The organism is Clostridioides sp. LIBA-7602 (assembly GCF_056688945.1).
The window spans coordinates 1,148,420-1,163,272 of sequence record NZ_CP196991.1; the positions used below are offsets into that span (position 1 = coordinate 1,148,420).

Annotated in this window: 12 protein-coding genes; 10 read left to right on the top strand and 2 right to left on the bottom strand. The window is 27.5% G+C overall.

The window, feature by feature from the left end; genetic code table 11:
* Positions 1–37: 37 nt before the first annotated feature.
* From ACTG45_RS05505 to ACTG45_RS05530, 6 genes are all read left to right on the top strand, one after another.
* Positions 38–1,249, top strand: coding sequence for an exonuclease SbcCD subunit D (locus ACTG45_RS05505; RefSeq protein WP_479918352.1), 1,212 nt, complete (start codon positions 38–40; stop codon positions 1,247–1,249).
* A complete protein-coding gene (locus ACTG45_RS05510; RefSeq protein ID WP_479919988.1) occupies positions 1,236–4,763 on the top strand; it encodes an AAA family ATPase in 3,528 nt (1,175 codons plus the stop codon). The genes ACTG45_RS05505 and ACTG45_RS05510 overlap by 14 nt, the downstream gene beginning before the upstream one ends.
* Before the next feature lie 129 nt (positions 4,764–4,892).
* Complete coding sequence (locus ACTG45_RS05515) at positions 4,893–6,146, top strand: hemolysin family protein (RefSeq protein ID WP_052328874.1); 1,254 nt, start codon at positions 4,893–4,895, stop codon at positions 6,144–6,146.
* 148 nt (positions 6,147–6,294) lie between these two features.
* Positions 6,295–7,347: a sporulation integral membrane protein YtvI gene (gene ytvI / locus ACTG45_RS05520; protein ID WP_479919989.1), complete on the top strand. Its 1,053-nt coding sequence runs from the start codon at positions 6,295–6,297 to the stop codon at positions 7,345–7,347.
* A gap of 89 nt (positions 7,348–7,436) precedes the next feature.
* Positions 7,437–8,663 carry a peptidase T gene (gene pepT, locus ACTG45_RS05525; protein ID WP_021383813.1) on the top strand — a complete coding sequence of 409 codons (1,227 nt, stop codon included), beginning with the start codon at positions 7,437–7,439 and terminating at the stop codon, positions 8,661–8,663.
* A 207-nt stretch (positions 8,664–8,870) separates the two neighbouring features.
* Complete coding sequence (locus ACTG45_RS05530; protein WP_021383877.1) at positions 8,871–9,917, top strand: cell wall-binding repeat-containing protein; 1,047 nt, start codon at positions 8,871–8,873, stop codon at positions 9,915–9,917.
* Positions 9,918–10,089: 172 nt separating this feature from the next.
* On the opposite strand, the gene yfcE is transcribed toward ACTG45_RS05530, so the two are convergent.
* Both yfcE and ACTG45_RS05540 read right to left on the bottom strand, forming a co-directional pair.
* Positions 10,090–10,659, bottom strand: a complete 570-nt coding sequence (yfcE, locus tag ACTG45_RS05535) for a phosphodiesterase (protein WP_021383861.1) — start codon at positions 10,657–10,659, stop codon at positions 10,090–10,092.
* A 24-nt stretch (positions 10,660–10,683) separates the two neighbouring features.
* A complete protein-coding gene (locus ACTG45_RS05540; protein WP_021383844.1) occupies positions 10,684–11,484 on the bottom strand; it encodes an NAD(+)/NADH kinase in 801 nt (266 codons plus the stop codon).
* Positions 11,485–11,620: 136 nt separating this feature from the next.
* On the opposite strand from ACTG45_RS05540, the gene ACTG45_RS05545 reads away from it, so the two are divergent.
* The 4 genes from ACTG45_RS05545 to ACTG45_RS05560 all read left to right on the top strand — a co-directional run bounded on the left by ACTG45_RS05545 (position 11,621) and on the right by ACTG45_RS05560 (position 14,316).
* Positions 11,621–12,481: an ABC transporter ATP-binding protein gene (locus ACTG45_RS05545; RefSeq protein WP_021383895.1), complete on the top strand. Its 861-nt coding sequence runs from the start codon at positions 11,621–11,623 to the stop codon at positions 12,479–12,481.
* Positions 12,481–13,167, top strand: a complete 687-nt coding sequence (locus ACTG45_RS05550) for an ABC-2 transporter permease (RefSeq protein ID WP_021383894.1) — start codon at positions 12,481–12,483, stop codon at positions 13,165–13,167. The genes ACTG45_RS05545 and ACTG45_RS05550 overlap by 1 nt, the downstream gene beginning before the upstream one ends.
* 51 nt (positions 13,168–13,218) lie before the next feature.
* The gene (locus ACTG45_RS05555) at positions 13,219–13,761 is read left to right on the top strand and encodes a hypothetical protein (protein WP_021383911.1); all 543 of its coding nucleotides are present in this window, start codon (positions 13,219–13,221) and stop codon (positions 13,759–13,761) included.
* An 87-nt stretch (positions 13,762–13,848) separates the two neighbouring features.
* Positions 13,849–14,316, top strand: a complete 468-nt coding sequence (locus ACTG45_RS05560; protein WP_021383817.1) for a YbaK/EbsC family protein — start codon at positions 13,849–13,851, stop codon at positions 14,314–14,316.
* Positions 14,317–14,853 lie beyond the last annotated feature (537 nt).

Consider the following 14,853-nt stretch of genomic DNA (forward strand, 5'->3'; position numbering starts at 1 on the left):
ATATAAATTAAACATAAAGATAGAGGAAGGGGAAAAGATGAGATTTATTCATACATCAGATTGGCATCTAGGGAAATCCCTAGAGGGCCATTCTAGAATTGAGGAACAAGCAAAGTTTTGTGAGGAATTTATAAAAATAGTAGAATCAAATGAAATTGATATGGTTGTAATTGCGGGAGATATATATGATACCTCGAATCCTCCAGCACAAGCAGAAAAACTGTTTTATCAAACTGTTTCAAAACTTGCTAATAATGGGCAAAGGTGTGTATTAATAATTTCAGGAAACCATGATAATCCAGAGAGACTTTCTGCAATAACACCTCTAGCACATGAACAAGGAATACTTATATTTGGATATCCATCAAGTTCTACAACCAAAGCTAAGTATGAAAGATTTGAAATAACAGATTCAATACAAGGATGCACAACACTAGATATAAATGGAGAAAGTGTTGTAATTGCTACATTACCTTATCCAAGTGAAAAAAGGTTAAATGAAGTTTTTTCAAGTGAAGATGATTTGGAAAAACAAAAAACTTATTCTGAAAAAGTAGGCAATATATTTAAAAGTTTAGAAGAAAATTTTAGAAGTGATACTATAAATATAGCAGTATCACATATATTTGTAATAGGTGGAGAGAGTACTGAATCAGAAAGACCAATACAACTGGGGGGGAGTTTTTTGGTTGAAAGAAAAGACTTACCAGAAAAAGCTCAATATACTGCATTAGGACATTTGCATAAACAACAAAAAGCTTCTGAACGTTTAAATGCATACTATTCAGGTTCTCCACTTCAATATAGTAAAGATGAAAGAGCATATACAAAAGGTGCATACATAGTGGATATAAAAGCTGGTGAAAAACCAATAATCGAGGAAGTATATTTTAATAATTATAAACCTATAGAAGTATTTAAATGTAATGGTATAGAAGAAGCTTTAGATATATGTGAGCAAAATCAAGATAGAGATATTTGGTCATACTTTGAAATAAATACCGATGAGATAATATCACAGAATGAAATAAAAAAAATGAAGGAATTATTAAAAGACATAATAGAAATAAAACCAATAATAACATCTTGTTATGAACAAGAAAGTGTAGATATAAAAGAAAAGTCTATGGCAGAGTTATTTAAAGAATTTTATTCTTTTAGTAGGGGTGTAGAGCCAAAAGGGGAGCTTATGGATTTGTTTCTAGATATAATAAGTGAAGAGGGTGAATCAGCAGATGAGACCAATTAGGTTAGAAGTTACAGGACTTAATAGCTACATTGATAAACAAGTTATAGACTTTGAAAAGCTAATTGAAAGAGGTTTGTTTGGGATATTTGGAACTACTGGAAGTGGAAAATCTACAATTTTAGATGCAATAACCATTGCTATGTATGGAAATATATCCAGAAATACAAAAGAATATATAAATAGCGTATGTGATAAGGCAATTATATCGTATGAATTTGAGATAGGAAGTAAAAATACTAGAAGAAGGTATATTGTAGATAGGACTATTGCTAGAAGTAAAACAGGGACAAAGACTTCTAATGCTAGATTAATAGAGATATTGAATGACAATACTAAAAATGTTTTAGCTGATAAGGTTGTGGAAGTGAATGAAAAAGTAGCTCAAGTTGTAGGATTAACAGCTAATGATTTTACTAGGTCAGTAGTTTTGCCACAAGATAAATTTAATGAGTTTCTAAGATTGTCACGTGCGGATAGAAGAGATATGCTAGAGAGAATTTTCAATCTTGAGAAATATGGAAGAAGTCTTGGAGAAAAAGTAAAAAAGAGAAAAAATCTACATTTACAAAATTTAAAAGATTTAAAATCAAAATTAAGTCAATATGATGGAATTACAGAAGAAGTATACAACAATATAAACCAAGAATTAATAGAATTAAAACAAATAGAAAAAGAGAAGAATAAAGCTTTAGATTTGGCTCAGAAATCCTATGAAGAGAGTAAGGCAGTATATGAAGAGCAATTAAAATTAGAGAAAAATGAGAGTAGAAAAAATGAACTTAATTTAAAAAGTAACGAGATAAAGGAAAAAACTACTACTGTAGAAAGTGATAATAATGCAAGAAAAGTAGACCCATACATAGGCTCTGTTCAAAATCTAGAAAAAAAAATAAATGAAGATAGCTTTACTGTAAATAATTTAGAAAAGAAATTAGTGATATTAAATCAAGAACTTGAGGTCATAAAAAATAGATATGAAAAAATAAGTAGAATTAAAAATGAAGAAGTCCCTAAGTTAAGTGAAGAAAAAATAAGGTTACAACAGGCAATAAAACTAGAAGAGGAGTTAGTTTTACTGGATAAAGAGTTAAAAGAGTTAAAAGAAAATGGAATTAATTTAAATAAGAATAAAGTAGAATTAGAAAAAGTAAAACAAGAGGCTGAATCTAGAAAAGATGCAGTAATTAAGTCCATAAAAGAAGTTGAAGGAAAAATTGATAAAGTAAATATAAGTGCTGAATTAAAGCAAAAGATATTTTTAGCATATGAATATGAGAAAGATTATAATAAGGTCTTAGAAGAGAAGAATCAAAAAATAAATAAACTAGAAGAAATACTAAAAGAGACAGAAGACATAAATTTAAAAATCAGATATATTGATAAAGATAAAAATGATACAAAACGTAATTTAGACAATTTATCTCTTCACTTAGATGTTCTTCTTAAAAAATGTCCTGGTAAGAGTGCAGATTTACTTTTAAAATCTGAATATGTAACTGAATTAAGAAATAAAGCAAACAATACTAAAGAAAATGAAATTAAGAAGAATAGTATACAAGATGAATTAAAGATAGTACTAGAAAGCAAGTTTAATACTGAAAGAGAAATAAATTTACTAAATGAGAAACTTGAAAATAATAGAAAAAACAGAGAAGACTTGGAAAAAGAGCTAGAAGAACTAAAATATTTAAATTTAGCATCTGAACTTAGACGTGAGTTAAAAGAAAATATGCCATGCCCAGTTTGTGGGTCAAAACATCATGAAAACCATAATATAACCAAATATGATGAAAATATAGCTTTTGTCAAAGAAAAACTAGAGAAACAGGAAAAAGAAAAATTAAGTATAAGACGCAATATAGAGGAATTAAATGCTAAAGTAAGTGGATATTTGTCTGTAGAAAAAATGAAAACTAAAGAATTGGAAGATGTAAAAGGAAAGCTAGGTGATATTCCATCTAGTCAATTATTAAAAAAGCTTGATGACGAACAAAGAAAACTTGCTTTGCTTAAATCTAACATTCAAGAATGGGAGAAAGAGAAAGAAGATACCGAAAATAAGATAACTTTGGTTAAAGAAGAAAAGAATAAGGTTGAAAAAGAAGAATTAAAAATAAAAGAAAGCTTGAATAACTATAAGAAATTAACGAGAGACTTAAATACAGAGATAGAAAGTCTAGAAAATAAATGTAGAAAACTAAAACAGGAGTATATAGGGTTAAAGACGATTACTAAAGTTTCTAATTTATCATCAAAGGTAGAAGAAATAAGAGAAAATGAAAAAAAATTAGAATTATTAAGCACTGGATACTCAAAGTTGTTAAAAAATAGAGACTCATTAGACCTTAAAATAAGAGAAAATGAAAGTAAACTACATGAGATAGAGATAGAGTTAATAAGAGCTAGAGAATTATATGTAGAAAAAAAAGTGCATAGAGAAAATAAGTATAAAGAAGTTATTAACATAACTAAGGGTGATTTGCCTAAAAATCTTTTACATAATGTTGAAGAAAATATATGTAAGATATTAGAACAAGAAGAATCAAGTAGAAAAAAATTAGAAGAGCAAAGATTAGAGTATGAAAAAAATATTGCTGAAAAACACAATATAGATGGTAGGCTTAAAACAGCTAGAGAGCAATATAAAGAACAAAAATTAATATTAAATGGATTACTAGCAGAAAATAAATTTGAAAGTATATATGCAGTAAAGAGAGCTTTATTAGATGGCGATGAAATAAAAAAATTAATTGAAGAGATATTAGAGTATGAAGAAGAACAAAAATTATTGACATTTAAAATAAAGTCATCAAAAGAAAAGTTAAATGGAAGGACTGTAAAGAAGGAATACTTTGAGCAATTAAAAGACGAGATTTATAATCTAAAAGTTGAGATAGGTAATATATCGAAAGATATTGGAGCTAATCAAAATAAGCTAATAACATTAAAAGACTCTTTAGATAAGATAAATGATTTTAATAAAGAACTTAAAGTGGTTGAACATCAGGTAGATTTATTAGAGGAATTAGATAAATGTGTGCAAGGAAATAAGTTTGTAGAATATGTTTCTACAAACCAATTAAAATATATCGCTTTGGAAGCATCAAAAAGATTGGAAAGAATAACAAAAGGAAGATATGCACTTGAAATTGATTCGACACTGAATTTTGTAATGAGAGATAATTTTAATGGAGGAGAAAGACGAAGTATTGATACCCTATCTGGTGGAGAAACATTCTTAACTTCTCTATCACTAGCACTTGCTCTTTCATCTCAGATACAATTAAAGGGAAGTGCACCTCTAGAATTCTTCTTTTTAGATGAAGGTTTTGGCTCACTAGACAGTGAACTTTTAGAAATTGTTATAGAATCCTTGGAAAGATTGCATAGTAATAATCTAAGTGTGGGTATAATAAGTCATGTCGAGGAACTTAAAAATAGAGTTCCTGTTAAGTTAATAGTTTCATCTAGTGAGGCTGGAGTAGGTTCTCAAGTAAAAATTGAATATAGTTAAAAACATATGTTAATTGAATATATTATCTAATATTTCCAAAAAATATATAATTGTGATATAATTAAAACTAATATTAAAGTTATTTATAATTAATATTAATATAAAAACATGTAATTAGGAGTGTGGTAAGTGTTGGAATCGCCCAATAATTTGATTCAGATTATATTTTTAATAGTATTACTTATGGGGTCTGCATTTTTCTCAGCATCTGAAACGGCTTTAATGTCATTGAGTAAAATCAGAATCAGATATATGCAAGATGAAGGAGTTAAAGGAGCTAAGTTAGTAAGTTCATTAATAGAAAATCCAAATAAACTTTTAAGTTCTATATTAGTTGGAAATAACGTCGTAAATATAGCAGCAACATCCATATCAACATCTTTATTTATAGGATTAATGGGAGAAAAAGGAGTTGCACTTGCTACAGCTGTTATGACAGTGTTAGTATTAATATTTGGTGAAATCACTCCAAAGACAATAGCAGCAAGTAATTCAGAAAAGGTTTCTCTATTAGTATCCAAACCTATAAAAGTAATTATATTTATATTAAGACCAATAGTATGGGTATTTAACATAATCACAAGTGTTATATTTAAATTATTCGGTATAACAAATAAAGGAGCCAAATCATTCATAACTGAAGAAGAATTAAAAACCATGGTAAATGTAAGCCATGAAGAAGGCGTCCTTGAAATGGAAGAAAGAGAAATCATAAATAATGTATTTGAATTTGGAGATATGCAAGCTAAAAATGCAATGATACAAAGAATAGATATGGTAGCTATAGATATGGAAGATAGTTATGATGAGATAATACAGGTATTTAAAACTGAAAAATTGAGTAGAATGCCTGTGTATGAAGAGACTATAGATGATATTGTAGGAATACTTAATATAAAAGACATTATATTTTTATCAGATGAAGAAATAGAATCATTTGACATTAAAAACTATATGAGAGAGCCTTTTTTCACATATGAATTCAAAAAAATAACACAACTTCTTGAAGAGATGAAGCTTGAAAAAAGCCAAATGGCCATAGTTGTAGATGAGTATGGTGGAACATCTGGACTTCTAACTATAGAAGATTTAGTAGAAGTGATTGTTGGCGATATAGAGGATGAATATGATGAAGAAGAAGATGAAATACAGGTTATAAAAGAAGATGAGTATATTGTAGATGGAAGTACTAAAATTGGTGATGTTAATGAACTTATTGGTGTAAACTTAGAATCTGAAGAATTTGATTCTATAGGTGGATTTATAATTGGACATTTGAGCAGATTGCCAGAAGAGAATGAAGTAATTGAAGTCGATAATATAAGATTTTGTATAGAGAGTATAGAAAAAAATAGAATTAAAAAAATAAGAATATATACATAATGTGATAATGTTCTTAAATATTATAAGTGCATGTAATATAAAAGTTAAATTTTATATTACATGCACTTATTTTTATTTTATATTCAAATAAAACTAGTATGAAATGGACAAAATAAAAATATAAATTAGAAGAAAGGAGATTTTTAAGATGAGCATACTAGAGAATAATTTCTTATACAAATTAAAAAATAATACTATCTTTTTTTGTATATATACATTTTTATTTATTTTTATTTATAAAGCTTTTCCATACATAGCTCCATTTTTTTTAGGTGGTATAATAGCACTTATGATTAATCCTATATCACAAAAATTAGAAAATAAGTTCCACATAAACAAAGGTGTATCTACACTAGTTCTAAGTTTTCTTGCAGTTGCCATAGTGAGTACAGTTACTACAATAATAGTAATAAACTCAGTAAAAGAACTAATGGGATTTTTAAATAACATATCTACTAATCCTGAAGATATAAGCAATACTATTATGTATTTCTTAAATAAAATAAATGATTTTATGAAAACATTTCAAGAAATAGCTAATTTTGATGTAGAGCAATTAGTAAATAAATTTAGTGGTGAAGTGATGCAAATTACAAAAAATCTTCTTACAAGTATTCTTGGATTAGCTACTTCCATCCCATATATTATAATATTTATAATTACTTTGTTTATTGCTACATATTTTATAGCAAAAGATTTAGATAAAATTGAAAATAATTTTTACAATATGTTTACTACTGATGTTAGAAAGAAGGTAAAAAACGTAAAAAAAGAAGCAGGTCTTTCTCTTGTTGGATATATAAGGGCTTATACAATACTCATGGCTATAACATTTTTTGCAATCTGGGGGAGTTTTGCTTTATTTGGATTGAAATATGGTTTGATAGTAGGGTTTGTGGGAGCTTTAATGGATTTAATTCCATTTCTAGGTATTATAACAATATACCTTCCAGTGATTGTTTACTATTTTCTTATAAAAAATTATTTTATAGCTATAAGTATGACTGTAATATTTTTTATCTTATCTTTAATTAGAGAAATACTAGAACCTAAACTAGTATCAGTAAATGTTGGATTAAATCCACTTGCGACGCTTTCTGCAATTTTTATTGGAATCCAAGTAAAAGGAATAATTGGCGTAATTTTTTGTTTGGGTTTGGTATGTATGCATGATATACTTAAGAAGGTGGATATTTTTTAATTATAGTAAGTCAGAAATTTTAAAAAATAAAATTTTATTCACTAATAAATAAAAAATTTCATTAATAGTATAAGAAAGAGGGTATATACGTGAAACAAAAAGTAGTAGAAAGATTTTTAAAATACGTATCATTTGATACAACATCTAATTCTCAATGTGAAAATTGTCCATCTTCAGAAGGGCAAAGGGTTTTAGCTAAGTATATAGTTGAAGAGCTAAAATCAATGGGTATTGATGATGTAAGTTTAGATGAAAATAGTTATATAATGGCTACTTTAAAAGGAAACACTGATGGTGTGGATACTATAGGATTCATATCACATTTAGATACAATTGAAGATGTTAGTGGAAAAGACATCAAACCAAGAATAATAGAAAACTATGACGGAAAAGATATAGTTTTAAATGAAGAATTAAATGTTGTTACGTATATAAGTGATTCTCCAGAATTAGAAGAATTTAAGGGAGATGATTTAATAGTTACTGATGGAACAACTTTACTTGGTTCTGATGATAAAGCTGGTATAGCTGAGATAGTAACTGCAATAGAATATCTAATAAATCATCCAGAAATTAAACATGGAGACATAAAAATAGGATTCACACCTGATGAAGAAATTGGTAGAGGTGCTGATTTATTTGATGTTGAAAAATTTGGAGCAAAATATGCATACACTTTGGATGGAGGAATAGTTGGCGAACTTGAGTGTGAAAACTTCAATGCAGCAAATGCAACTATCACTATACATGGTAGAAATGTTCATCCAGGGTCAGCTAAAAATAAAATGGTAAATGCTATACATATAGCTGCTGAAATATCAGAAATGTTTCCAGCAGATGAAAGACCAGAAACAACAGAGGGATATGAAGGTTTTTGGCATCTAAATTCTATAGGTGGAAATGTTGAAAATGTAAGTATGGCTTATATTATTAGAGACCATTGTAAAGAAAAGTTTGAACAGAGAAAGTCTATTATGATAGAAAATATAGAAAAAATAAATAAGAAATATGACAATAGAGTAGAATTAGACTTAAAAGACTCTTATTATAATATGAAAGAAAAAATTGAACCAGTTATGTTCATAGTTGATATAGCTAAAGATGCTATGGAGGAATTAGGTATAAAGCCACGTCTAGTTCCTGTAAGAGGTGGGACTGATGGAGCGAGATTATCTTTTAATGGATTACCTTGTCCAAATATATTTACTGGAGGATTAAACTTCCATGGTAAAAATGAATGTATACCAGTTAGTTCTATGGAGAAAGCGACTAAATTAATTATAAGAATAGCTGAAAAATATGCTGAAAGAGTTTAGTTAAAAAGTATTTAAAAACTAATCATTTAAAGTTATAATAGCTATATCATTCTTTATAAGTCAAACTGATTATAAGTTTGTATTGTATTTGAGATGATGTAGCTATTTTTATAATTATTTTTATAAAAGATAATTATTCTTAATTGTGGGTATCAATAAGAGGTATGGATATCAATAGGTATTAACTTTTAAAAAGGGGGAATTATATTGAAAATTAAATCTAAAAAAATAATAGCATTTGCACTTGTAGTGGGTATTATGATGCCTAGTTGTGTATATGCAGACACTAGTAGTAAAAATACAGAGAAAGGTGTAAATCATTATCTTCAAAACAGAAAATCTCCAAAAGGAGAAACGTTGATTGGTGAAGATAGATTTGATACAGCCATAAAAATATCTCAAAGTGGATGGAATAATGGTTCAGAGAGAGTGTTTCTAGTAAATTCAAATTCATTACCAGATGCATTGGCTTCAACTCCTTTAGCAAGTAAATTGGATGCGCCAATATTACTTACCAATAAAAACAGCATACCATATAATGTGGAAGATGAAATAAAAAGACTCAATCCAGAAGAAGTTATTTTAATTGGAAGTGAAGGAGCTATTTCATCAAGTGTAAAAGAATCTCTTGAAGATATGGGAGTGTTAGTAAGTCGTATTGGTGGAGCAGATAGAGAAGAGACTTCTTTACTTCTTACTAAGCAATTGGATGATACAGGGGATTTAGGTGTTTCAAAAGTAGCTGTAGTCAATGGATATAATGGTCTAGCAGATGCGACTTCAATATCAAGTCCAGCAGCAAGTGATAATGTGGCTATAATATACACAAGTAAAGATAGTATAGGAAGTGAAGCAAAGAGTTTTATTACACAAAACTCAAATGAGACATACATAGTAGGTGGAGAATATAGTATAAGTAAAAAACTTGAAGGGCAATTAGTAAATTCAGAAAGATTAGCTGGTACAGATAGAAAAGATACAAATGCCAAAGTATTAGAAAAGTTTTATGGAAAATTAAGTAAGGTTAATAATATGTATTTTGCAAAAGATGGAAGTGGAAGAGAAGCTGATTTAGTTGATGGACTTGCTGCTGGAGTATTAGCATCGAAGAGTAAATCACCTGTAATACTTGCAAGTGGCAGTTTAAGTAGTGCACAGAAAAATTTTATAAAAAAAGTAAAGGCTGATAAATTTGTACAAGTTGGTGGAGGTAAGAATAGTAAACCATATACAGAAGCATTAGCATTACAATAATATAGTAGATCCATAAGAATATATAAAAAAACAAGTAAACTAAGTTATATTTAATTTAGAATTTTAAGGTACTATCTTTTAAATTTCTAATTGAGATATAAATAGCGTAGTTTACTTGTTTTTTATTGTTAATTTAACAGATTAAGTTTGATTTATTTTTATTCAAAGTTTATTATTCATTAATATTTATTATATTTCCAGTATTGATGTCAACTAAGTTGATATCAAGTTCAAGTTCATCTTCATCATCAGTTTTTATAATATCTATAATTGCTACAGAATGGCTTCCATCTTTAGGGATAGAAGTACTTCCTGGATTTATAACTATTAAATTATCATCCATATATAGTTTCTTTACATGAGTATGTCCTAAAACTAATATGTCAGCACCCATTTTTTTTGCTTTATCAACGATTTCTTCCTCTGATTCTGTATAACCATGATTTAATATAATTCTAATTTCACCAAATTGGCTCATAACATAAGGACTTTGAATAGGATGTTCTATTACCATCTGGTCAACATCTGCATCACAGTTTCCTTTTACAATCACAATATTTTCTAACTTGTTTAATACTTCGATAAATTTTTTAGGATTGTATCCTTCTGGAATATCATTTCTAGGTCCATGATATAGGACATCTCCACCATGTAAGAGAATATCGCAATCAGACAATACATTTAATGCTTTTTCAAAGTAAAGCAAGCTACCATGAGTATCACTCATTATTCCTATTTTCATATTAAAAATCCTCCTAAGTGCAGTCTATAAAAATTTTTCAGATACTCTATGCCAAAATTCGTAATTTGACATTCTAAGTAATTTTATTTTTGCATCAGATATACTAATTTTTATATTTTCGATTTGTCTAAATCTGTGTTCAACTCCATCAACTACAATTAATACAGAATCTTCAAATCTGTATTCTGGTGCAATTTTTATAATAGATTCATTGGAACATATTATACTTGATGTAAAACACCTATATGCGTTGGTGTTTATGGGATGTAAAGGTGTAATCTGCATAAGTTCAAGATTTATATCAACGATACTACCTCCAGCAGAATAGTTATAGGCTGTTGAACCTGTGGAAGTAGAAATAATCATACCATCTCCACTAAAATTTTGTATATGTCTATTATCAAGGCTTAAATTTAGGTGTATAGTTCTAGACTTGTCCCCTCTTATAACAACCTCATTTACAGCAAGCATGTTAGAACCACTAGTAGTTGTATATACTTCAGCATTAAGAAGTGACATTTCTTGAATAATATAATCTTTTTTTAGATAAGCTTCAATAAAGTTATCGATTTTATCTGGTAAAATATCAGGAAAAAAACCTAGATGTCCTGTATTTATACCCATTATAGGAATTTCAGGAAAATCGAAATCTCTAACTGTCCTTAAAAAAGAGCCATCACCGCCAATTGATATAATGAGCTCTGTATCTGGATAAATATCTGAATACACTTCAAAGCCAGCATTGATAAGTTTTCTAGTTAAGAGTTCTTTAGTCTCAAGGGACTTATTTAATTGGTTTGTATTTATAGTTATAATTCTTTTCATATATTCACCTCTTCATACTTTGTATTATAACATAGTTTTATAATTCTTAATTTATAAATTTATAAATGACCTAGCTTGTTGTGAATGTGTTAAAATATGTATAGGCGGGTATAAAAAATACATAAGAGGTGAAGATGTGTTTGAAGTAAAGAATATCACAAAAAAATTAGGTAAATTCAAGTTGAATAATATAAACTTGGAGCTAAAAGAAGGGGATATTGTTGGAATTATAGGTCCAAATGGTTCAGGAAAGACGACTTTAATAAAAATTATAATGGGGATTATTGATGCAGATGAAGGTGAAATTAAACTTTGTAATGAAACTATTGACGATTCTCCAATAAGTTTTAAAAACAATATTGGTTTTGTATATGATTCTTTACAATTTTATCCACATTTAAAGGTTAAAGAATTTAGAAGAATAGTATCATTATTTTATAGTGATTTTGATAGAGAAAGATTTGATGAATATCTTAAAAAGTTTGAGATAGAAGAACATATGCATATTAAGAATTTGTCTAAAGGTCAATCTGAGAAACTTATGCTGTCAAATGCACTTAGTCATAATGCTAAATTATTGATTTTGGATGAACCAACTGCTGGAATAGACCCAATAGTAAGAACTGAAATAATGCAATACTTAAAAGATTTTGTAAAAAATGGAAACAGCAGTGTAATAATTTCCACTCACAACACTGATAATTTAATTAAGGTAGCTGATTATCTTGTCTTTATAAATAAAGGAAATCAGATTTTTACAGTTAAGAAAGAGTTAATAGAACAAGAATATAAAATAATTAGAGCAAATAAGGCAGAATTAGAAGCAATTAAAGAAAATATAGTTGGTGTGAAAGAGTATAAATATTACAATGAGGCACTTGTTAAAGTTGGAGATAGTTTAAAAATAAAAAGTTTGTTGGTAGAAATTGATAAACATAAGGTCAAAAATCCTACTATAGAAGAACTAATGTATTATTATGTAAATGAGGTGAAATAATGTTCAATTTAATAAGGAAGGATTTAATAATAGGAATTAGTTCAGATGGTATTCGCAATTTAAAGTACATAGTATTATTTTTTGTTTTTTATTTTTTCCTTAACTCAATTTCATATTACACAGTAAGCATTGTTGTAAGTTATTTGGTGTTTATAAATACATTTGAGTGTGATTATGAAAATGATTCAAGGATTTTTATAAGAAGTATGCCAGTTAGTATAGAAGATGTCGTCTATTCAAAATATTTACTGGGTGTGGGTTTGATAATTTCTGTGACAACATTTGTATCTTTAGTAAGTAAATTGACATCACTAGTATTTTTCAGAAATATGGTTTTAAATGATGTATTTTTCTCTGTAAATATATTTTTAGCAATCTTGGCAATTTTACTTCCTTTAATTTTTAAATTTGGATATGGCAAAATGAAAGTTTGTGGTCTAATGATAAGTATATTAATCTATTTTGTATATGGAGGTCTTTTGAAGACAATTAGCATGGTTGTATATCAGGTAAAGCATTTTAATTATAGTAAAATTGGAGGAGTGTATCTTTCAAATTATGTAACTGATATGGCTAATACTAAATATATAAACCTATATAGTATGACTTTTTTAACAATAATAATTTTTATAATATCGATGTATTTTTCTATTAGGATTTCAAAAAAGAATAAGTTTAATTATTAAAATTTTAATTAATATTATAGCACAATAGCACAAAATATAAGGAGACTAGAAATGAATAAGTTTATAAAGGTTTCATTTTTTATTTTGGGGATTTTTACACTATTCATAGCTATAAATAAATTAGTATATAGAGATATGGTAAGTGTCAAAGATTATGAAATAAATCATTTAGAGGAAATTGGTTTTGATTTTGATAGCAGAAGAAGTAGAGATATTGGTACTATTGTAAGATTTAAAATAAGCAATAATAGTAGATATAGCTATAGGTTAAGCAGTGCTAAAATGAAGTTTGAAAGCTGTGTAGAAAATAAAAAAGGAATAGATAAATGTTCTTCATATGTAAATATAGAGTTATCTAATGAGAAAAATTCTATAACTGAAAAAACTCTAAAGTATGGTATAAAACCAAATAATCAGGGTTATGTTGATTTTATAATTCCAAAAGGATTAAATTTTGATTATAGGTACTTTAGTCAGTCTGGGATGAGTGTCGAATATAGGGGAGAATATATTGTCGATATTCCAATGGCAAAAGGTTTATATCTAGTAGTTGGAAAAAATAATGATGTATGGAAAGCTACTATTATGGAGTGATTTTAAAAAATTGAAAAATTAACCAATCATAGATATAATTAAGAATAATAAAAAATCTATAAACATTCAGAGTAGGAGGGGTATTTGATGTCAATAAGTAATGTAAGGGAGTATTTTAAAGGTTTTGGAAGAGAAGATAGTATATTGGAGTTTGAACAATCTAGTGCTACTGTAGAACTTGCAGCTGAAGCAGCAGGAGTTATTCCAGCAAGAATAGCTAAGACACTTTCATTTAAGATAGGTGATGATGCAATTTTGATTGTAACAGCTGGTGATGCTAAGATTGATAATAAAAAATATAAGGCTGAATTTAACTGTAAGGCAAAAATGTTAACACCAGAAGAAGTTTTAGAGTTTACTGGACATGCTATTGGTGGTGTTTGTCCATTTGGATTAAAAAATTCTCTAAAAGTGTACTTAGACGATTCAATGAAAAGATTTGATACAGTATTCCCTGCATGTGGAAGTAGTAATTCAGCAATAGAGCTTACATGTGAGGAAATGGATAAATTTTCTAATTGTGAAAAATGGGTAGACGTTTGTAAGAATTGGTAAAAAATATAGTAAACTATAGTAGAAATTAGTAAAAAACTATCTCTGTATACAATTTATACAGGGGTAGTTTTTTTGATGAAATATTTATAAATCTAGGAGGAAAATCTAATTTAAACTAATAATCCAAAATAAAGTTAAAAAATTCTGATTTTTCTTCAAAATTAAAAAAAAATGACAAAAAAATAGAAAAAATGTAGTAAATATTGTTAAAAAAATAATTAGAAATTATTGAAAAATTATCCTCTGAGTGATAGTATTATAGATGTAAGATATTTAAAAACAAAAAATAATCACAGAAAAATATGATTATTTAGCTCTATTAAAATAATTTTGATACGATAAAATTTTTTTTGTATACTGCTAAGAAGTAGATATATACACAATGTTTACTAACTAATATACCCTAAGATAAAAATCGTAAACAAATTATTTTGTCTATAACCATTGTGAAAGAAATCTTATTTTAGCTTGAAATTTCACAAAATTCCAAAAAGCGAGATTTTTTTTAAGTGTAGTTGATTTTAAATTAACAATTTA